This is a genomic window from Nitrospira sp. M1 (genome assembly GCF_965152605.1).
Map to the genome: position 1 here is coordinate 2,567,848 of NZ_OZ224217.1, position 20,388 is coordinate 2,588,235.

Here is a 20,388-nt window from a genome sequence, read left to right on the forward strand (position 1 = left end):
TATTACCGCCTTAGATTATTTGCCACTTGCATCATATCATCCGATGCTTGAATGGCTTTCGCATTGAGTTCATAACTTCGTTGCGCAATAATCATATTCACCATTTCATCAGCAATATTGACATTGGAAGTTTCTAAAAATCCTTGCTGAATCAGCCCAAACCCTGTAGAAAACCCTGGAGTCCCCTGTTGCGCTGGGCCAGATGCCGCACTTTCAATAAACAAATTATCTCCTCGCGCCACGAGGCCAGCCGGATTGTCAAACCGAACGAGTTGGATCTGCCCGATCTGTGTTGCCGTCGCAACACCTGGCAACAATGCGGAAACGGTTCCATCTTGACCAATATCAATTTTTAACGCCCCTGATGGAACCGTAATTGTTGGAACAAGCGTATCGCCGTCTCCGGTCACGACATTCCCCGTACTATCTTGTTTAAATGAACCACCGCGGGTATACATCGTCGTTCCATCTGGACGAGTCACCTGAAACATCCCCCGACCCTCAATGGCTAAATCCAGATCATTAAAAGTTTGCTTTAAGTTTCCCTGGACAAACTCCTTAGACACGGTCACGGGTCGAACACCAAGTCCGACCTGAATACCCACAGGAAACACTCCCACGGTTGATGCACTCGAACCAGGCAATCGTTGAATTTGATACAGTAAATCAGCAAACTCCGCACGCCCGCGCTTGAATCCCGTCGTATTCACGTTCGCTAAATTATGCGCAATCGTATCGATGTTGAGTTGCTGAGCAAACATGCCGGTTGCCGCTGTATGCATGGCACGAATCATGTTATTTTCTCCTTACATGTATCACGGTTCAATAGATTCATCATAATTTCACGTTGGTCACGTACATGACATTTTCGTAAGACGTGAAGCGACGATTGAACAACAGATGATATTTTTTCTGACGCTTCACGCTTCACCCCTCACGTCTTCTATCCCTGCACACGTGCAACCTGAATGACTTGACTCGCTAGCTCATCCATCGTCTGAATGGCTTTTTGCATCTGTTCATACGCGCGTGTGACTTTAATGAGCTCCACCATGTCCATGCCTGGGTTGACATTGGACTTTTCTAACATCCCTTGTTGAATGGAGGTATCCGTAGCCACATCAACATTTCCAGGAATGATCCAGTACAAGTCTCCGGCTTTGACGGGAATGGTCGATGGAGGAAGCGTTTCAACTCGAAATTGACCGGCGACAATATTATTGACACTCACCTCACCATTTCGATCAATCGCAATCTCTCCAGGCGGCACTTTTATCGGGCCGGCTTTCCCCAACACGGGATCGCCTGTATGCGTAATGATCTCGCCTTTTTCGTTCTGAAAGAGACGTCCGCCTCGAAAATGCCGATCTCCATCTGCCGTCTTGACGACAAGAAACCCTGGACCATTGAGGGCAACATCCAATTTCCGACCGGTTTGTTCAAGTGTCCCCTGCTGTACTTCCGGAATAATTCTGCCAACACGAGGAAACAAATCCATCCCCGCAACCGAAGCTCCAGATGCGGCACCAAGAATCGTTTCAAAAACAGGCTTGTCTTTTTTATACCCTGTGGTATTGACGTTCCCAATATTATGAGACAGCACTTCTAGGCGTCGCTCAAATGAAATGGCCCCAGCTAATGGCGGATAAATTCCACGATTCATAGTCGTCTCCTGAAAAGATGAGTCTCAAACGTATCAAAGCAACGGACATGCCAAGGGATGAGAATCATCCAGAAATGAAAAGTGGGAGCTGGGAAGTGGGGAAGGAATGGGTGTAACCCACACAAAACCCTTGTGGAATCTCGACAGGGTGGGAAGATATTTCCTGTCAGGAAGCAGATCTTTCCTCATGAAGTCGATTCGACTCACGTCCAACCATTTCAGACTTGATGATCTGAAGGCACAATATGCCGAGCAAGAGGCTTTTTACCTATCCGAAGGACGGCACAACACTGAACACGTATAGCGCAATTTGACCGTCAGAATGCCAGAGGCACGAACTCGCCTCCATACCCGTCTGAGCATTTTAAGATTCAGGGATTGACGAAAGGATTTCGTGGAAGGGTTGGCGTGTGCGTATGACGAAGCACAATGATTTCAACGCGGCGGTTCGCACTCCGTCCCTGAGCCGTATCATTGGATTGCACAGGACGATAGCCTGCATAGCTTGTCGCAGAAAATCGTTGCGGATCTAACCCGCGAACGTCCGTAAAGTATCGAATAAGAACGCTTGCGCGTGAGGCAGACAACTCCCAGTTAGACGGAAACGTCGCGGCTCGAATGGGAACCGCATCGGAATGACCTTCGACACTAATATAATTGGGAAGATCTTTCACGAGACTCGAAATCAAGTCTAAAAACTCTTTGACTTCAGGACGAATGCTGGCACTGCCGCTAGCAAATAACGCATCATCAGAAATTCTGATGTTCAATCCTCGCTTCCCTGATGTCACTGACACACCATCTGGAAGTTTCGTACTTTGTATCGCATTGGCGATTTTCACATACGCACGCACGTTCCGCTTGATCTGCGATTCTTCATTCGTGAGGACTTCCTTTTGCTTTTCAAACGGTAGTTCAATGATCGTGGGACTGCCGACGGGCTTCTGATTACTAAAGGCACTAACCAGGGACTCGCTCAACGTCCGATACTTCCCCTCATTGACGGAAGACACCGCATACATCACCACAAAAAAGGCAAAGAGTAAGGTGATAAAATCGGCATACGAGACCAGCCACCGTTCATGATTTTCATGTTCTTCGTGTTTCTTTTTCAACGAAACGGCCTTGCCTTCTATCGGTGCGAACGCATCACGATTTTGCTCGTTCGGCTTCCGATAAAAATCCGCTAAGCTTTTCCTCGATCATCCGAGGATTCTCACCTTGGGCAACCGAGACGAGCCCTTCAATCACCATCAATTTCCCTACGATCATCTCTTTGGCCTTCAATTTAATTTTCCCACCAAAGGGAAGAAAAATGAGATTCGCACCACCAACGCCATAAATGGTCGCCACAAAGGCCACGGCAATACCACCGCCCAATGAGGAAGGGTCCGCCAAGTTTTCCATCACATGAATCAATCCCATGACTGCACCAAGAATACCAACGGTTGGCGCATAACTCCCGAATGCTTCCCATACCTTGCCAGCCAATGTATATTCTTCTTCAAACATTCCAACTTCTACTTCAAGAATTTCTCGAATCTTGGGGGGTTCCGTTCCATCCACGACCAATTGAACCCCTTTCGCCATGAGTGGGTCCGCGATACTTTTTATTTGTCCTTCCAGCGCTAAGAGACCCTGCTTCCGACTCACGTTCCCCAATTCCACAATTTGGGCGATAATGCCTTTTTGATCAACCGAGACATTGCCAAATACCATCCCCACACTCCCCATGGCTTTCATGAAAATGGCCATGGGGTAGTTGATCATCACCGCCCCAATCGTACCACCAAACACGATCAATGCTGCAGTCGGCTGCACAATTGAACTGATATGGCCACCTTCCAAGACCTGTCCACCAAGAATTGATACCGCAGCGATGACGAGCCCAACGACTGTAAGAATATCCATTGTCTACGATCCTAAAATTTTACATGCCTGCTTCGACGCCCAGAATCTGTCCAAGGTCAAGCAGCATCAACAGACGTCCATTCACTCGGCCAACGCCTTTATGAAATTCAGCACTTCCACCCCGACCCGTACTGGGCGGCGTTTCAATAAGGCTCTCTGGCAACCGAAGCACTTCCTCAACAGAGTCCACGATAAAACCCAGTACTGTTTTGGTAATTTCGACAACAATAATCCTTGTGTCATTGGTACGGTCAGTCGGCGGCAACCCGAATCGAGAACGGAGATCCAAAATTGGAATAACTTTTCCACGTAAATTAATCACGCCTTCGACAAAATAGGGGGCATTCGGAACAGGCGTGAGTTCCACTACTCGAATAATTTCTTGTACGCCAAGAATATCGATGGCAAACTCCTCCTCACCGACATGAAAACTCACTAATTGTAAAAGTGTTCCACCGTCTTCGCCTAACTCGTCCATGACCATCATGGGTTGCGTCTGTTCTCCTGGCATGAATTACTCCTCCCTGGCACTACGATGAACAGTTCTCGCGCTGGACATCCCGACCTTATCCGCACACTTCCAATGACCTCACCGCCTGGCGTTCTGTGAGGCGAGAAACACGTGCAACAATTTCTGCAGCCATTCTTGAGATCGGAACAACAACATCGGCATGCCCTGCCGTAATCACAGCCTTTGGCATCCCATAGACAATGCACGACTCTTCGTTTTGCACAAGCGTGCAGCCTCCTGCGGCTTTGATGGCCGCCATACCCAACTCACCGTCATTCCCCATCCCCGTCAGGACTACCCCAATAAGCGAAGAGCCGAATATGTTCGCAGCCGACTCCATGGCAAGATTCACCGACGGCCGATATGGCAAATGTGTTGGATCAGATGAAATCCGAACAGTGACCTTCTGGCCTCCGTGTTGTTCAAGACGAAGATGCCGACTGCCAGGTGCCACGAAGACTCTGCCTACCTGCAAAACATCTCCATCTTTGGCTTCACACACTGACACGGCACATTGCTCATTTAGACGATCAGCAAATGGTTTCGTGAAGAATTTTGGCATATGTTGGATCACAAGCACTCCGCATGGAAACGATGAAGGGAATTGCATCAACATCTCTTGAATAGCTTTGGGGCCACCTGTGGAAGAACCAATCACGACTAATGAATCCACGGAATCACGTGACTCAGATTGACGTTCACCCTTGAGTGGCCATGACAGACCTTCACTGTGTGAAACCTTGGAGAAATCCTTTGGACTCTGTCGACTCGTCGTCTCTGAGAGAAATCCGGCGATTTTCTCACGTGAGGAAGCCGCGGCTCTTACTTTTTCCAAGAGATGTGCTTCAATTTGTGAAATTTTCAGCAAGGAACCATCAAGCTGTTTGGAAATAAAGTCAATCGCACCGAGTTCCAGGGCACGAAGCGTTTCCTTGGCTGAGTCTTCCGTGAGTGAACTCACCATAATGACGGGAGTCGGACATTCCCTCATGACAATTTCCAGCACATCCAATCCATTCATGCCTGGCATCTCAATATCCAACGTCATGACGTCTGGCGAGAATTCCCTCACCATTGCGAGGGCTTCTTCGCCATTGCGTGCTTGTGCAACGACCTCAATTTCAGGATACTTTGAAAGCATCCTGGCAATCGCGTGGCGAATAAACGTGGAGTCGTCAACCACAAGCACGCGAATAGTCGCCTTCTGTATTTCCATGTTTTTCATGAATTCCATCGCATTGTGGAGGAATCTAATTCATTCAGACGTAATCGAATACAATATGCGAGAACGTATTCTTGAAAGGGTATTTGAGCCTCTGATAGTCTGCCGAATATCATATTTTTTATATTAACGATTGGAAATACCCATGAACCGTCATCCTAGTACCGAAGTCGAACGTCTCATGCTTGATGCCAAAAAGGCCATACTTCAAGAACAACACCGCCGTTTCCAAGAATTACAAAAAGAAGGGCGATGGAATGATGCCATGCAACAACTTCACGTCACGCTTTCCTGCGCCGCAGACCTTCTCAAAGATTCCGTTGGCCTCCTGGAACGTGCGGTGAATCAACGGCAAGGCAATGGACAAAAGTCGTCACCTCCGAACCCGCCACTTCCCCCTGATCCCCATGCCTCTTCATAGCATGGACAGACAAGGATCCAACAATAGATATTCATCGACACACACCTAAATGCGAAACGTGTTGATCAATGACTGTAGTTCCGTGGCAAGCACACGCAAATCATGGCTGGCCTTTGCAGACTCCGTTACACCACCTGACGCTTCTTTTGAACTTTGCGCAACAGTTTCTAGATCAGTAGCTATTTGTCGAGTGGCAGAGGACTGCTCTTCTGCCGCATCGGCAATTTGTTGAATCATGTCTGTCGTTTGATCCACCATGCTTTGTATTTTTTCAAGCGCCTCACCGGTCTTATTCGCTAACTCGACGCCCCCCAGCACGCGCTGTGTCCCATCTTCCATTGAGGCAACGGCACTCTTGGTATCGTGCTGAATTTGTCGAATCATATCGCCAATTTCTTTGGTCGCTTTTGTCGTCCGTTCAGCTAATTTCCTCACTTCATCAGCGACCACGGCAAACCCACGACCCTGCTCTCCAGCCCTCGCCGCTTCGATGGCAGCATTTAAGGCAAGTAAATTCGTCTGATCGGCAATATCTTCGATCACACGAACAATGTCCCCAATTTGATCGGATGACTTTCCAAGCGTCACAATAATCGTCGAGGATTGCCCAACGGCTTCAGACACCTGCTCCATACCAGCCACGGTTTCCATCATCACCTCATGTCCGGTTCGTGCTGTTTCTGACGTATCCTTAGCCAGACGAGCCGCCTCAGTTGAATTCCTGGCCACTTCGCTCGCAGTCATGGTCATTTCCTCAACGGCTGAAGTCGATTGCACCATTCGTGAGTTTTGCCCCTCTGAACTTTGCGATAACTCATTCGAGGTCGTCGACAGCTCCGTTGCCGACACAACAATTCGACGCGTCGCCTCTGAAACCATTCCCATCGATCGTTGAATTTTTTCAATACACAAATTGAAATACCGTCCCAACTCGCCAATCTCGTCATGACTGACCACAGGGACTCGCTTCGTCAAGTCACCTTGACCCTGTGCAATATCCTTTGAGAGCAACGTCAAACTGTGTAGAGGGCGTAAGACAAATTTTTGTAGAAACACGTAGAATACAGCCAAACAGATGAGCAGCATGGCGAACAAGGCTCCTCCGGTCCGAGTCACAGAGGCCATCATCTCTTCCTTCGCATGAGCCATGGGAATGGACACGGATAATAAGCCGATCACATCTCCAACCTGCTTATCAATGTGACACGTCACGCAGGCAGGCTCGGAAGCTCTATCAGCACTCGCTCGCCGGTAAGTCGGCACGCCATGAAGTATGTCTTCCGAAGCATACGAATCCGCGCCAGCCATCACCGCGTCTATGGCCTTGCGTTCAAATTCGTCAGCAGGAGCATTCGCGGGATTCATGGGTCGATCACTGATCAATCGTGCTTGAAACACACCTTTGTCACTGAGTGCCTTTCCGATTTCTTGTGTGGCTGTGGCTGGAAATGGAATCGCCAACGGATTGGTGGCATGCTCACGTGCAACAACGATCTCTGAACCAACTGGCATTTTTTTAATTTTGCCCACATAGTTCTTCGCAACATAGGCCCGCATGACTTCCATCTGGACTTGAATCATTTTGCTACGTTCGTCTAATAACGCATATACACGATGTTCCTCTTGGTTGTAGAGAAACAGAAGAGCGATGAAGATCATCACCGTGGCGAGGCACCCAACTGCTGCAATCAACTTTGCCCCAATCTTCATGCTCCTCATGCCCCGATTCCTTTCATGTAAGTACGACGTATGACCGTATCCATATATGTCCGCATTACAAGCGAAAATGACGAATTGATGCTTGAAGCTCAGACGCCATTCGTGCAATATCGCCTGTCGCCGCCGCGACCTCTCCCACACTGTTTTCATTCTGCTGACTCAGACTTGCCACGGCTTGAATATTCTGTGCAATTTGATCCGAGACGAGTGATTGCTCTTCCGTTGAACCGGCAATTTGATGAATCATATCCGCCACACGTTGAACACCTTCAACGATTTCATTCAATCGCTGACCAGCTTCACGAGCTAACAGCATGCCATTTTGTGCCTCAGTGGTGCCAGCTTCCATTGACTGAACAGCTTCTTGTGTTCCAACTTGCACCGTTTCAATGACCCCGGCTATTTCCTTCGTGGCCTTTCCTGTGCGTTCCGCAAGTTTCCGCACTTCGTCAGCGACCACCGCAAAGCCTCGACCCTGCTCGCCAGCACGAGCCGCTTCGATTGCCGCATTCAACGCCAGCAAGTTGGTTTGATCGGCAATATCTTCAATCACGCGAATAATTTCCCCAATCTCTTGCGACCGCTTCCCTAAAGCATTGATTTGATCGGCTGATGCTTGCATGGTCGTCGTCACCGTTTCCATGCCGTTGATGGAGTTTGCAACAATCTCTCCGCCTTTCACGGCTGAATGATTCACTTCCTGAGCTGTTCCGGCCAGCACTTGTGCATTTCTGGCCATCTCACATGCCGTCGCCGACATTTCATCAACGGCAGTCGCAACCTGAGTGGCTTGACTCGTCTGTTCGCGGCTTGCCAGTGCAACCTCATGACCATTCACTGAGAGTTTTTCTGAAGAAGTCGCCACAGCTTGAACCACCTGATTAAACTGTTTCATGATATGATTCAAATGATCTAAAAACCCATTGAGCGCTTGTCCAATCTGTCCGAGTTCATCTTGCGTCGTGACAGGGACTCGACGTGAAAAATCTCCCTGAGACGCCAGATTGGCCACCTCCATAACCGGCTTCACGCGACCGACAATTTTCCGACCAATCCACACCCCAAGTGGAATAACCAACAACGAACAGATCAGGACGGCAAGAAGAATAGTCCGTTGAATCGCTATAGCTTGCGCAAGCGCATCTTCAACCGGAACACGAACGAGGACAGACCAGTTCATACCGGGAAATCCAAGCGCACCGTCTAAATGCGTGTACCCAGCAATTTGCAGAATATGTCTCCGTGCATGAAAGGCATTTCCATATCCAGTCTTTCCCAGCACCGCTTGTTGAGCGGCTGAAATCCCCTTCTCGACAAGATTCAAGGTAAAGAGAACGTCCATATTATTCACAATGTTTTTGGTCGTCTGAGAAGAAGGATCATAGTCAACCAGTACGCGCCCGGTCGCATCCAACACGGTCACTTCCGCAGATGGATAGCCGGAAGCTTCCAGCTCCATATACGCTTGCTGAATCAAATCACCGATTAAGGCAAAATTGGTACGATTCGACCAATAGGCAATCACTTCACCCTCTTTGTAGACAGGTGCGGAAAAGCCAAGTGTCAAGATGTTGTGATTTCCATACGCACGTTGGACATCGGGATCGACATGCACATCTTCGATGAAGGTTCCACTCAACTGATCATTTCCGGAGGCCGTAAATGGCATGTCCGAGGTGTAGACACCTTGTTCCAAGGCTTGAAACCATGAACGGTCTCGATAGTTTTGTTGGTACAAAAATGTCGAATCAATTGGCTCTCCATTTCCATCTCGACTATTGACCGCGATAACGTTTCCCTGCAGATCAACGACGATGGACAATGAATAGACTTTATAATTGGCAATGTAGGCATTCATGGCGCGGGTGATGGCATTCCCAGCCTCACTCGTTTGATACCACGCCTCTCGTTCATTGAGCACATGATTCAGTGAGAAGGCTTTGACATCCGTGTAGCGTTCAAAAAGGTTCCGATCGATCTTATCCCCCAACCCAAACGCCATACTTGCCAAACGCTTACCGACGACATCCTCGATTTGATAACTCGCGAACACGCCAATGGTCGCAATGACTCCCATTGGGATCACGGCAAAGACAATGAGGAGCAGCACCAATTTGGGGGTTAGCATCCATTGTGAGATGCGAAATTGTGAAGCCATCGTTGTTTCCCTTCAGTTGTCGCAATGACGCGGCGTCACACAGCCGTGGTTGCAACGTGTTGAATCAATTTTTCTCGTAAAACATTTGGATCAAACTTCGTCACGAAATCTGTGACTCCGACAGATTTCCCTTTATCAAGATTGCAGCTTCCCGATAACGAAGAGTGCATGAGAATCGGTAAGCCGGCAAGACGAGGATCTTGTCGAATATGCTTGGTTAATGAAAAACCGTCCATTTCCGGCATTTCAATATCCGTCAACAGCGCATCGACATACTTATCCAGTGGTTGCCCCGTGATCTCAGCATCTTGCGCGATCGCCCGCAGCCGATTCCATGCCTCTTTTCCCGTACAGGCTTCCTCCCAATGTACCCCCAATCGCTCCAACGTCTTGGCAATTTGCTTTCGCGCCACTAATGAGTCATCGGCGATAAGAAGCCGCTTTCCCGTCAATCCAGAACACACTTCGATGCTTGCATACATGTCATCATATAATGTCGGATGTAATTCAATCAGAATTTTTTCAACATCAAGAATCAACACCATGCGTCCATCATCCAATTTCGTCACGGCCGTGACCGAACCTTGACGGCTCGAATGCACCATAGGCGGTGGAGTATGGATGCGTTCCCATGACATTCGAATAATGCGATCGACACCTGCCACAAGAAAACCCTGCTTCTGATCGTTATACTCCGTGATAATAAGCTTGGCTCCCTCATGTTCCAACACTCCGAGACCAATCGCTTGCTTGAGATCCACTAAGGCAATATTTTCACCACGGAGATTCACGATGCCTAAAATTCGAGAATCAGAATCTGGAATTTTGGTCATGGGCTGAACCTTCATGACCTCACGAATTTTAAAGACGTTAATGCCATAAATTTCGTCGGTTCCAAGATCAAACATCAGCAGTTCCATCTTATTGGCGCCAGCCAATCTCGTCCGCTGATCAATTTCCGCCATCCATTTCGACATGGTGTTACTCCCTCTACGAGTCGTCAATCATCGAATGTGCGATACGTATAAATGCATAATACCGTCTTGCATGCTCTTCATCCTTGCCATTTCATTGACGTGCATCACCTGACGTTGCACTCAGATTTATGCCATCATTGTCAACGGAGCACCCCGTATATCCTCAACGAGATCTGCCATATCTAAAATTAAGACGACCTTGCCATCTCCAGTAATCGTCGCTCCCGCGACACCCTTCACTTCAGACAAAAACTCGCCAAGTGATTTAATGACCACTTCTTCTTGTGCGCGCAATCGGTCAACGACAACACCAAAATGCCGTTCACCGATGGCAATCACGACCACATAACATTCCTCGGGAGCAGACTGACTTGGAATCTGAAATTTCTCTGAAAGATGAATTAACGGAAGAATACGTTCTCGGAGATTTAGCACCGCTTGCCCGTTGATCGTCTTAATTTCATCTTTCGTGACTTTGACGGCTTCAATGACCGAGGCGAGTGGAATCGCAAAGGTACAGCATTCCACTTCAACCATCAGCGCTTGAATGATCGCAACCGTTAAGGGCAGCTTAATCGTCACACGACTCCCATGACCTGGTTCAGAGTCTAATTCAATACTTCCGTTCATCCGACTAATATTTGTACGAACAACATCCATCCCCACGCCACGACCGGATAAATCACTCACTTGATCCGCCGTACTGAACCCAGGAAGAAAGATCAGACTCATCATTTCACGAGGCCCCATGGACGCAAGGTCGACTTCAGACACTAAACCCCGTTCAAGAGCCTTGGCCTTTATTTTTTCTGCTTGTAGGCCACGACCATCATCTTCAATCCGTATCACAATACTATTGCCTTCTTGTGATGCCGTCAGTCGTACGTACCCTTCCGATGCTTTCCCAGCATTCTGTCGATCTATCGCCGTTTCCAACCCATGGTCCATTGAATTTCTCACTAAATGCACCAGTGGATCGCCAAGTTCATCAGCAACAGATTTATCAACTTCCGTATCCTCGCCAAGTAACTCCAAACGAACCTGCTTCCCGAGCTTGTTCGACACATCTCGGACAAGACGTGGAAACTTAGCGAAGACTTTACGAATTGGCACCATTCGTGTTTTCATGACGGCGAGCTGCAGGTCAGAGGTCACGAGATTCAATTGGGCTAAGGTCACCCCTAACTCACGAACATGAGGATCATTTTCGAAACTTTCCTCAAGACCATAGCCCAGTTTCATCAATCGATTCCGGCCTAACACCAGCTCTCCAACGAGATTCATCACATGGTCAAGACGACGCGTTTCGACACGGACAGTCTGATCTTCTTCCTTTCCCGAACCCGCTTTACCTTGAGCAGGTTTCGCAGCCTGAATCGAACGATTCGTTACATCCTTGATCTTGTTCAACATCACTGAAAGATCAGCTTCTGGCTCTGGAGTTGGTGATGGCACCGCCGAACTGCTCGAAGGCGACTCTGTAGATTCTTGGGTTTCGGCATTGACAGGTGCTTCAATTGACAAAACTTCTTCCGACACATCACCCTCTGGTAGAACGAGTCCCGGCGATACTCTTTGTTCTGAAATTGTCGTCGAGGCTTCCTCACTCGGGACACTTGGCATCTCGTCTGCACGTGCGCTCGAATCTTGAGATCCGAGGACAGGAGCACTATCAAGCATCAGCGTCAGTTTATTCACAATAACACTGGTATCGACATGCGTGTCTTCTCCGGTATCTCGTATATCTTCTTGTAGGAGTTTGACGGCATCCACGGCTTCGAGGATGATGTCGATGATGAGAGGGGAAACGCTAATGTCTCCCTGACGCAACTTATTTAAGAGACTCTCACCTTGATGAGCCACTTCAACAAGATTGGTAAATCCAAGAAATCCGGCTGAGCCTTTCATGCTATGCATGGCACGAAATATTTCATTCAAGAGGTCGGTATTATTGGGATCGGCTTCCAGTTGCACGAAATGTTGATCAAGGGCTTCCAACATTTCAGAACCTTCGGCGAGGAAATCATTTAAGATTTCTTTCATCTCATCGTTCATGAGAAACTCCGTCTTGTCGGTGGGAGATAGGCGAAAGACACTGAAAGGGGGCAATCATGTTCATGGACATCGTCAATCCTTACAGTTTCGTCACCAATTCCTATCCTTTAGTTAAATCCAAACTCTGAAAGAATATCATCCACAAAGTCTTGCTTGAGTGCGGTATTTTTAGAAGCTTCAAGCTGATGTAACATGTCGTACCCACGCCCCTCCTTTTTGGTTTGGCCTTTTTTATGTTGTAAACCAAACACCACCACAAGTTTTAAGAGCTTATGTTGGACTTCATCCAACACAGTCACGAGCTTCGCCACACGTTGGGCCACAATATCCTGAAAGCCGAGCGCGACGGTGATATTGGTAATCCGTGCTTCATCCGCATCCAATAAGATCGTGATGGCCTTGACCTGTTTCGCAAGATCTTCTGGTGAAGCACCTGCCATATTCTGCACCATGGTCTTGAGTCGATCTCGATTTTCCGTCATTTCCTCAGTAATCGCCATGACCTTGTGCGTACCCTCTTCGGTAATCTTGGCCAGTTCTCCAAGATGCGCAGTCGCATCCGGTAATTGATCGGACGTCGAAGCCACCGGAACTTCCATTTCCCCAATTGTCCGAGTCATCATTTCGACATATTTCGTCAACTCTCCCAATTCATCATAGATAGACTGGTCGGGTTCTTCCGTCACAGGCTCATTCGTGTCTTCAAAGCCTCGATCTACGAGCATAACGATCTCCTTTATTGGTTCCGGCGGCTACCGGCACATCGAGCAGTGAATCCATGGCATTATTTCTTCGCGAAAATCTTTTCTAACTTTTCTTGAAGCGCTTCGGCCGTAAACGGCTTCACCACATAATTACTCACGCCAGCCTGCACCGCTTCAATAATATTTTCTTTTTGTGCTTCCGCCGTGACCATCAGAAAGGGCAGTGATTTCAGATTGGCATCACCCCGCACATTGCGCAACAATTCAATGCCAGGCATCACGGGCATGTTCCAGTCAGACACAACCAGCCCAAACCCACCAGCTTTTAATTTTGTCAGGGCATCTTGGCCATTCTCCGCTTCGGCAATATCTGAATACCCGATTTGCTTTAACACATTCTTCACGATACGACGCATCGTCGACATATCATCAACGACTAACACCTTCATACTCGTGTCCAACATAACCTTATCCCTCCTTCGTGATCTCGTGACACTTTGAACAAACTCGTTCCCAACGGCGCTTTGCCGCCCCACTCCCTATTCACGTAAACAGCATGGCAGTCTTGCCACTTTCATCACATAAGTATCTTCCTCAAACTGCACGATAATCTGCTTCGTCCTATCCCTTGGCCCTACCGTTCCCGACAGTCTTCTTGGTTACACGTGATAGACTGTCAAATTGCGCATACTCACGTAAGTCGTCTCCCTCATATGCGTATACCGTATGTTGAGAATCGGTCAACATACAGCATTTCTTAAGCAATCACGTGAGAATATTTACAATTGGAGAGGAACCCGCGTAATCAATTGTGGAATGGAAAACTGTGGGATTTACGCGTCGGGGAAAAAGGCAGAAATACAAGATGAAGAACAGAGAAGAGGCCCATTCGGCACGATGACTCAAACGTCTCTCGACCACTCTCCTCTCAACACTCACGAGCCAGCATTCAAGGGTACTCGAGGTAGAGGGTCGAATCGATACGTGCAATCATTGCTCTGCATCGCCTCAAACACGTCGAGGTAACACAGAAACCTGCCGGCCACTTGAAGATTCAGATTGTGAAAGGCAGAGGCCTTTCATTTCTGTATGAATGAAGGCGACCTCTCACTCATGCACGATGATGGGATTCATGCGGGAGCGACACCCCCCGCATGAATCATATGATGAAGACAGGGTAAAAGCAGCATGTAAACAGACCGCATACAATAACCGAATGGCACAGACATCTAACAACAGAATCCCCATATTCCAACGCGTGTTAGTTCAAGCTAAATCCATTCGATGAACCATTCTGATGCCCGACACCAACGGCCTCTTCGATTCCGGCATTTTGCACCCAGGCCTCAATTTCCTCTTTGACGAAACGCCAGTGTTTGCCAACTTTATGACCTGGCAACCGTCGTTCACGGGCAAGTTTATAAATTGTGGACTTTGGAACTTTTAAAAAAGTGGAAACTTCGTGTAACGTGAGCAAATCATTCATGGAGATACCTCGTTGCATATGGTTACTAATGCTTTTCGTATCGGAGCGAAGATTCATAAACTTGAGAACTTTTCGACGAAAATAGCCCACAATTGTGTGAATTTATTGTCGAACACTGTCATACGTGACACTGAAGGTCACCTCGTTTCCCGTTCCATGGTACATCACATCAGGCACAAGAGTTTGCACCAAAAAAATACCTCGTCCTGACCGTGCGGTCTGAGGCAAGGTTCGAACGTCTCGATCTAACAGCTTTGTCCACTCAAATCCATTCCCCTCATCGACGATTCGAATGTGGACCTTGCCTTTACGCACATCATGCGAACATGACAGTCGAACTCGACGTGCCTGATATTTCGGGTCCTCCCGACGAACTTGCAAGAGCTGATCATACGTATCATCTATGAGTGCATTCGCTTTTTCTTCAGGAGTAATATTTAAATTCCCATGCTCAATCGCATTCATCAGTAATTCTTGCAATGCCACCCGGACACTCAGCAATTGTTGACCAGCAAGACATCCCGTCAACGTTTTGAGAATCACATTCACCACACTCCCGAGCATTTCCGGAAGATTATCGATCACGAAGGAACTCGTCATATCATCGACAATCGCCAGGACATACTCATCAGCCCACCTCGCCCGTAAGAGTGAACAGGCCCGATCAACCGCTTCACGAAGTTCGCTCAACTGAAAGGGTTTCACAAGATAATCCGAAGCCCCGGCTTTTAAGGCAGCCACAGCAGCCTGCTCACTGCCAAACCCTGTGACAACAATCACTGGGCACAAGGGTTGAGAGGCTTTGATTTGAGTCGTAAGCGTCAATCCATCTCGATGCGGCATCCGTACGTCCGTCACGACAACATCAGGCTTTTCATTTTCAAATTTTTCCCAAGCCTCCTCCCCATTTTGAGCCGTGATCACCGTGCAATCTAATAAACGAATGGCTTCGGCCATCGCATCAAGGATCGACTGTTCATCATCAACGACGAGAATTCGTTCCTGATTATATTGCGTCATTATGCAACACTCATTTCACTGACAGGACGTTACGACGACACTCCCGAACGAGTACGATGCGACTCTGAGACCACGTCTTGAGACACGACTCTCTCCAACGCAGGAATCAATAGACTGAACTGTTGCTGTAAGTCTACATACGCCTGCACTGATGACTGATGATCGTGAGAACGCGCCGCCTTTTCTAAACGAGTAGCAGCATGGGCCGCATCGAGCGCATGCAACGCGCCTAACGATCCTTTCAGTTGATGCGCATGATTCCACAGCGCATCATACGACATGGCCTCATACGCCGTGTGAATCGATTCCATAAGCTTGGGACCCGAGTCAAGAAATATCATCACCAGGCTCTGAAGAAGAACCCAATCACCACCTAACTCATCGAGGGCTTTCGTGACATCATAGACAATAGCCGTATCGTGTTTATCCATCTCCGTTGACGGGCTATCAGATGTCGTCTGCGTTCCACCCAAGCTGGATACCGCTTCCTCGAAAGGCTGAGACATTGCCGACGATGCATTCAAACACGTCGGCAACCACTTGCTGAGCATAGCCGACAGTTGATGAACGCGAATAGGCTTAGCCATATAATCGTCCATTCCTGCATGCAAACATTCCTCTCGGTCGCCCTTCATGGCATTGGCCGTCATGCCGATGATTGGCACACGAAGCGTGTCTCGTTGCTCGTCGCTCGTATTTCGTATCTCGGTAGATGCTTCAATTTCTCTGTCTTCCGCTTCACGCTTCACGCCTAATGCTTCACGCGCCCGTATTGCACGCGTGGCTTCCAGGCCATCCATTTCTGGCATTTGCCAATCCATAAAAATGACGTCATAGTCACCAGTTGAGCTCACTCTCACCGCCTCACGTCCAGTACCGACCATCGTCACATGGCACCCGATTTTCTTTAGAGCCCAGGAAACGACTTTTTGATTCACTAAATTATCTTCAGCCACTAACACCGATAACCCTGAGAATATGGGAACGATCTCAGCCGTCTCATTCGATCGCCTCTGAGGCACAAGAGCCTCGCCTCGCGTCCGGTCCAAGCATTGTTGTAATTGTGCACGATGAACAGGTTTCGTCAACACCGCATCAATCATCGTCTCTTGACCCTTTTGGTCAGGCGCAGGCATTCCTCTATTGACAAGCATGACAATGTTGACCTGTTTAAGGAGAGGATCGGTTTTCACCGCATTGATGAACTTCAGTCTATACGCATCAGGAATCAAAGAATCAACCAATACCGTGGTATAGGGACGCGACTCCTTTAATCCCGCACGTAACCAAGAACGTGCTTGCGTGCAGTCTGCCGTCACAGCCCACTGAGCTCCCAACTCATGACAAAGACCCTCGAGCATTTGCGAAGTAGCCGATGGAGACCCGACACATAAGACTCGATTCTGTGCCAGTGAAGGAGAACACTCAACATCGTGGCTGGGAGCGTCTGCATCACTGTCAAACGGAATATGACACCAGAACGTTGCTCCACCCCCATCAGAAGCCTCAACACCGATGACGCCTCCCATCAACTCGACAAGCTGACGAGAAATGGCTAAGCCCAGACCGGTCCCTCCATATTTTCTCGTCGTCGAGACATCAGCTTGAGAAAAGGCTTGAAATACGTGCTGTTGTGCATGTTCAGAAATACCAATCCCAGTGTCACACACAGAAAGACGTACACACAGGCCGGATGCTGAAGATGGAACATGTACGACTTGAGCGCGCAATGCAGACGGGTTCTCAGATACAGTCGAAGTCATGTTCGTGACCTCACTCTGTCTCGAGTCTTCCTGACGACGGAGTCTTTCGACTCTCACCAACACTTCTCCTTGCTCGGTAAATTTAATGGCATTCCCGATAAAGTTCGTGAGAATTTGCCGAAGGCGATTCGGATCACCAACGAGTGACTCAGGAACATCCGGGGAAACAATGCTGGCGAAATCGAGAGATTTGTTGTGAGCGCGTTCAGCGAATACATCCAACACATCCTCGAGCAATTGCCGAATTTCAAAACTGACAATTTCAAGGTGTAGCTTCCCAGCTTCAATTTTAGAAAAATCCAGAATATCGTTAATAATCGTCAGAAGGGACTCACCTGAGGAGCGCATCAACGATACAGATTCGGCTTGCTCCGACGTTAACGAGGAATGTAACAGCATCTCCGTCATGCCAATCACGCCATTTAATGGAGTTCGAATTTCATGACTCATCGTCGCTAAGAACGCCGCTTTAGCTTTTGTCGCCGCCTCGGCCTTCACCAGCGCCTCATCAAGCTCTCGATTGTTTTTTTCAAGCCTATCCGCAAAGGCCGCCAACTCATCTGCGGCTAATTTCCGGTCAGACACATCCATGCCAAACGCACGCACCAACCCGAGGGCTGGATGGGGACTAAACACCCAGACATATTGATACGGTCCCAGATGAACTTCAATATCTCTCTGCACGATATTCGTCGTTAAACATTCTTGAATGACACTAAGGTATTGCAGAGGAAATCCGATAGCCGGCCAGGAAGAACGATGGTCAATTTCATGCATCAGATGAATCATCGCCGCATTGGCATACAGCAAGTTTCCCACCATATCAACTTCGATGATAGGGAATGGACTTTCTTCCGGAATCGAAGCCAGCTTGTGTGAATCTTCACGCAATTGCCGTTCTGTACTGAGATCCCGAAACGTCATCATCATCCCGGAACCACCGACATCATCCAAGGCGAGACTCGACAATTCAACCCAGCACCATTCACCAGCACGCGTGCGAAATCGTATCTGAGGCGTCCAGACAAGAGAACGAGTCTGCTCACATCTATGAATGGGACAATAGGCCGATTCGTAATCAGACTCAGGAGTCAGGCATTCAAAAATCTCATGCGCATGTTTTTCACGAACGAACGATTCACTCCATCCCAACATACGAGCCCCGGCATCATTCAACGTGACAATTTTCCCAGAATCGTCGAGGATACAGACCCCAACCGCAAGGGCTTTCAATAAAGCATGATTCATCGAGACTTGTCGACGATATGCATCTTTGAGTTGCTGATTTTCGGGTGTGATTGGATGCGTACTCATCTATGGCTTTCGTTCATGGAGTCGTGAGCAAAGTATTGCTCAACATCGATATGGACACTGATTGGATTGAGGATGTCATCGATAACCCGCTCCCCCTTCAATACCCTGCTAGAGGCAAGATTGACGATAATAGGCGAATCGTACAAGGTACCATCTTGATCCGAAATGAGTTTTATTGTTGGTTTTAACCGTTCGAGAGGATTAGCTTTGATGACCACGGCTCGTTCTCCCGTTGACAAACTGACAAGACTGCCAAGTGGGTAGATCCCGAGACATCGTATGAGTGCTTCGACAGACTCGGTACGTAACTGTCCGTTTTTTGCCAGCCGGTACAGTGTACGAATGGCTAACGCCGTTGGGAGACCTGGCGGTGGCCCCCAGGGACTGACCAACAAATCTAATTGATCAATAAACCCGATAATGTCACTCAGAATTGAAAGCTCGTCAGCAGCTCGCTGATCGGGATAGCCAGACCCGTCTTGCCGTTCATGATGTTCGGCGACGACCCGCTGCACATCGGATGAAATCGATGGGCATTGCTCAAGAATGGCAAGACCTCGCTCGACATGACGTTCAAAAATGACTTGTTCATACTCAGTTAATGCATGTTTTCGTTGCAGTAAATTCCGTGGAATTCGTACATGACCAACATCATGGAGCAACCCACCGAGAGCGAGAACTTCTAAATCCTTTTCAGACAAGCCAAGCTGGAATCCAACCATGATTGAGAGAATCGCAACATCGACAACATGACCATATAATGTCTTATCAAAAAGTTGAAGATTCTGCAGTAAATAGACTTCAGCCATCGCCTGCTCTTGATGAAGCACCTGTTCTAATAATGCATGGGTTGTGTGTTGGAGCGTAGGGTGATCAATGATGGATCCGGTCTTCACACCTTCAAACACACGTTCTATAGCGGCTACAGCATCGTGTTTAATCTGTATGGAAACTTCTCGGGGTGAGCGGACAGGTAACGAGGAAGGCCCCTCTTCCTTCTGAGGCTCGACGACATCTGGGCTTACAGTAGCAGTAGATGATGCGGGCGATGCGTCTTCTCCATCCTCATGAACATCCAATCCACGGGTCGGATCAATCATGACTTCCGTGACATCAGACTTGAGAAGAAGGTCAACCTCTTTTTGTGTCTTCAGAAGACGATTATGTCGAAAAAATGGAGATTTCCACCATGACTGATAGACACCAACGAGAAACATCCCAGACTTAAGCTGGCTGGTGGCTATCCGTTTCGTCTTGGAGGCTGTAGGAGGACGAACAGGGGAATCTGATGCCTTCGTCATAAAGCCTTTGACGGTTATCGCGAATCCAAATACGTATTAGTCTGCTTGAACACGGTTGTTGTATGCTGTATGGCTTCTGAGCAGCACCTTCTGTTGGCTTCCTATTTCAGGTGCGATTTTTATTTCAGAAGGGTTCACGTTGTACAATGAGGACTTTCTACGC

17 protein-coding genes are annotated in these 20,388 nt (G+C 48.2%); 1 reads left to right on the top strand and 16 read right to left on the bottom strand.

Annotated features, from left to right (window positions below; genetic code table 11):
- Positions 1-2 precede the first annotated feature (2 nt).
- The 6 genes from flgG to ACWHX8_RS11790 all read right to left on the bottom strand — a co-directional run bounded on the left by flgG (position 3) and on the right by ACWHX8_RS11790 (position 5,301).
- Positions 3-794 carry a flagellar basal-body rod protein FlgG gene (gene flgG / locus ACWHX8_RS11765; protein WP_447968318.1) on the bottom strand — a complete coding sequence of 264 codons (792 nt, stop codon included), beginning with the start codon at positions 792-794 and terminating at the stop codon, positions 3-5.
- Positions 795-943: 149 nt separating this feature from the next.
- On the bottom strand, positions 944-1,663 hold the full coding sequence (locus ACWHX8_RS11770) for a flagellar hook-basal body protein (protein ID WP_447968319.1): 720 nt from the start codon (positions 1,661-1,663) through the stop codon (positions 944-946).
- Positions 1,664-2,034: 371 nt separating this feature from the next.
- On the bottom strand, positions 2,035-2,778 hold the full coding sequence (locus tag ACWHX8_RS11775) for a flagellar motor protein MotB (protein ID WP_447968320.1): 744 nt from the start codon (positions 2,776-2,778) through the stop codon (positions 2,035-2,037).
- A 34-nt stretch (positions 2,779-2,812) separates the two neighbouring features.
- Positions 2,813-3,574, bottom strand: a complete 762-nt coding sequence (locus ACWHX8_RS11780) for a flagellar motor protein (RefSeq protein WP_447968321.1) — start codon at positions 3,572-3,574, stop codon at positions 2,813-2,815.
- 19 nt (positions 3,575-3,593) lie between these two features.
- Complete coding sequence (locus ACWHX8_RS11785) at positions 3,594-4,052, bottom strand: chemotaxis protein CheW (protein ID WP_447971906.1); 459 nt, start codon at positions 4,050-4,052, stop codon at positions 3,594-3,596.
- A gap of 88 nt (positions 4,053-4,140) precedes the next feature.
- A complete protein-coding gene (locus ACWHX8_RS11790) occupies positions 4,141-5,301 on the bottom strand; it encodes a protein-glutamate methylesterase/protein-glutamine glutaminase (protein ID WP_447968322.1) in 1,161 nt (386 codons plus the stop codon).
- A gap of 151 nt (positions 5,302-5,452) precedes the next feature.
- Here ACWHX8_RS11790 and ACWHX8_RS11795 point away from each other — a divergent pair, with 151 nt between their 5' ends.
- On the top strand, positions 5,453-5,728 hold the full coding sequence (locus ACWHX8_RS11795; protein WP_447968323.1) for a hypothetical protein: 276 nt from the start codon (positions 5,453-5,455) through the stop codon (positions 5,726-5,728).
- A 45-nt stretch (positions 5,729-5,773) separates the two neighbouring features.
- Here the strand turns inward: ACWHX8_RS11795 and ACWHX8_RS11800 are convergent, their stop codons facing one another.
- The 10 genes from ACWHX8_RS11800 to ACWHX8_RS11845 form a co-directional block, all read right to left on the bottom strand.
- On the bottom strand, positions 5,774-7,447 hold the full coding sequence (locus tag ACWHX8_RS11800; RefSeq protein WP_447968324.1) for a methyl-accepting chemotaxis protein: 1,674 nt from the start codon (positions 7,445-7,447) through the stop codon (positions 5,774-5,776).
- Between the two features lie 55 nt (positions 7,448-7,502).
- Positions 7,503-9,605, bottom strand: a complete 2,103-nt coding sequence (locus ACWHX8_RS11805; RefSeq protein WP_447968325.1) for a methyl-accepting chemotaxis protein — start codon at positions 9,603-9,605, stop codon at positions 7,503-7,505.
- Between the two features lie 35 nt (positions 9,606-9,640).
- Entirely contained in the window at positions 9,641-10,582 is a 942-nt protein-coding gene (locus ACWHX8_RS11810; RefSeq protein ID WP_447968326.1) for a chemotaxis protein, read from the bottom strand.
- Positions 10,583-10,708: 126 nt separating this feature from the next.
- Positions 10,709-12,637, bottom strand: coding sequence for a chemotaxis protein CheA (locus ACWHX8_RS11815; RefSeq protein WP_447968327.1), 1,929 nt, complete (start codon positions 12,635-12,637; stop codon positions 10,709-10,711).
- 107 nt (positions 12,638-12,744) lie between these two features.
- Positions 12,745-13,362 (bottom strand): protein phosphatase CheZ, encoded by a 618-nt coding sequence (locus ACWHX8_RS11820; protein WP_447968328.1) that lies wholly within the window; start codon positions 13,360-13,362, stop codon positions 12,745-12,747.
- 59 nt (positions 13,363-13,421) lie between these two features.
- On the bottom strand, positions 13,422-13,805 hold the full coding sequence (locus ACWHX8_RS11825; protein WP_447968329.1) for a chemotaxis response regulator CheY: 384 nt from the start codon (positions 13,803-13,805) through the stop codon (positions 13,422-13,424).
- A 797-nt stretch (positions 13,806-14,602) separates the two neighbouring features.
- On the bottom strand, positions 14,603-14,827 hold the full coding sequence (locus ACWHX8_RS11830; RefSeq protein ID WP_447968330.1) for a helix-turn-helix domain-containing protein: 225 nt from the start codon (positions 14,825-14,827) through the stop codon (positions 14,603-14,605).
- A 102-nt stretch (positions 14,828-14,929) separates the two neighbouring features.
- Positions 14,930-15,847 carry a response regulator gene (locus ACWHX8_RS11835; protein WP_447968331.1) on the bottom strand — a complete coding sequence of 306 codons (918 nt, stop codon included), beginning with the start codon at positions 15,845-15,847 and terminating at the stop codon, positions 14,930-14,932.
- A 29-nt stretch (positions 15,848-15,876) separates the two neighbouring features.
- Positions 15,877-18,924 carry a response regulator gene (locus ACWHX8_RS11840; RefSeq protein WP_447968332.1) on the bottom strand — a complete coding sequence of 1,016 codons (3,048 nt, stop codon included), beginning with the start codon at positions 18,922-18,924 and terminating at the stop codon, positions 15,877-15,879.
- Complete coding sequence (locus ACWHX8_RS11845) at positions 18,921-20,225, bottom strand: HD-GYP domain-containing protein (protein WP_447968333.1); 1,305 nt, start codon at positions 20,223-20,225, stop codon at positions 18,921-18,923. Before ACWHX8_RS11845 ends, ACWHX8_RS11840 begins: the two co-directional genes overlap by 4 nt.
- Positions 20,226-20,388 lie beyond the last annotated feature (163 nt).

Excerpts from the sequence above, each read along its gene's own strand:
- flgG (WP_447968318.1), bottom strand. The coding sequence starts at position 794 with ATGATTCGTGCCATGCATACAGCGGCAACCGGCATGTTTGCTCAGCAA.
- ACWHX8_RS11770 (WP_447968319.1), bottom strand. The coding sequence starts at position 1,663 with ATGAATCGTGGAATTTATCCGCCATTAGCTGGGGCCATTTCATTTGAG.
- ACWHX8_RS11780 (WP_447968321.1), bottom strand. The coding sequence starts at position 3,574 with ATGGATATTCTTACAGTCGTTGGGCTCGTCATCGCTGCGGTATCAATT.
- ACWHX8_RS11785 (WP_447971906.1), bottom strand. The coding sequence starts at position 4,052 with ATGGACGAGTTAGGCGAAGACGGTGGAACACTTTTACAATTAGTGAGT.
- ACWHX8_RS11790 (WP_447968322.1), bottom strand. The coding sequence starts at position 5,301 with ATGGAAATACAGAAGGCGACTATTCGCGTGCTTGTGGTTGACGACTCC.
- ACWHX8_RS11795 (WP_447968323.1), top strand. The coding sequence starts at position 5,453 with ATGAACCGTCATCCTAGTACCGAAGTCGAACGTCTCATGCTTGATGCC.
- ACWHX8_RS11800 (WP_447968324.1), bottom strand. The coding sequence starts at position 7,447 with ATGAGGAGCATGAAGATTGGGGCAAAGTTGATTGCAGCAGTTGGGTGC.
- ACWHX8_RS11805 (WP_447968325.1), bottom strand. The coding sequence starts at position 9,605 with ATGGCTTCACAATTTCGCATCTCACAATGGATGCTAACCCCCAAATTG.
- ACWHX8_RS11810 (WP_447968326.1), bottom strand. The coding sequence starts at position 10,582 with ATGTCGAAATGGATGGCGGAAATTGATCAGCGGACGAGATTGGCTGGC.
- ACWHX8_RS11815 (WP_447968327.1), bottom strand. The coding sequence starts at position 12,637 with ATGAACGATGAGATGAAAGAAATCTTAAATGATTTCCTCGCCGAAGGT.
- ACWHX8_RS11820 (WP_447968328.1), bottom strand. The coding sequence starts at position 13,362 with ATGCTCGTAGATCGAGGCTTTGAAGACACGAATGAGCCTGTGACGGAA.
- ACWHX8_RS11825 (WP_447968329.1), bottom strand. The coding sequence starts at position 13,805 with ATGTTGGACACGAGTATGAAGGTGTTAGTCGTTGATGATATGTCGACG.
- ACWHX8_RS11830 (WP_447968330.1), bottom strand. The coding sequence starts at position 14,827 with ATGAATGATTTGCTCACGTTACACGAAGTTTCCACTTTTTTAAAAGTT.
- ACWHX8_RS11835 (WP_447968331.1), bottom strand. The coding sequence starts at position 15,847 with ATGACGCAATATAATCAGGAACGAATTCTCGTCGTTGATGATGAACAG.
- ACWHX8_RS11840 (WP_447968332.1), bottom strand. The coding sequence starts at position 18,924 with ATGAGTACGCATCCAATCACACCCGAAAATCAGCAACTCAAAGATGCA.
- ACWHX8_RS11845 (WP_447968333.1), bottom strand. The coding sequence starts at position 20,225 with ATGACGAAGGCATCAGATTCCCCTGTTCGTCCTCCTACAGCCTCCAAG.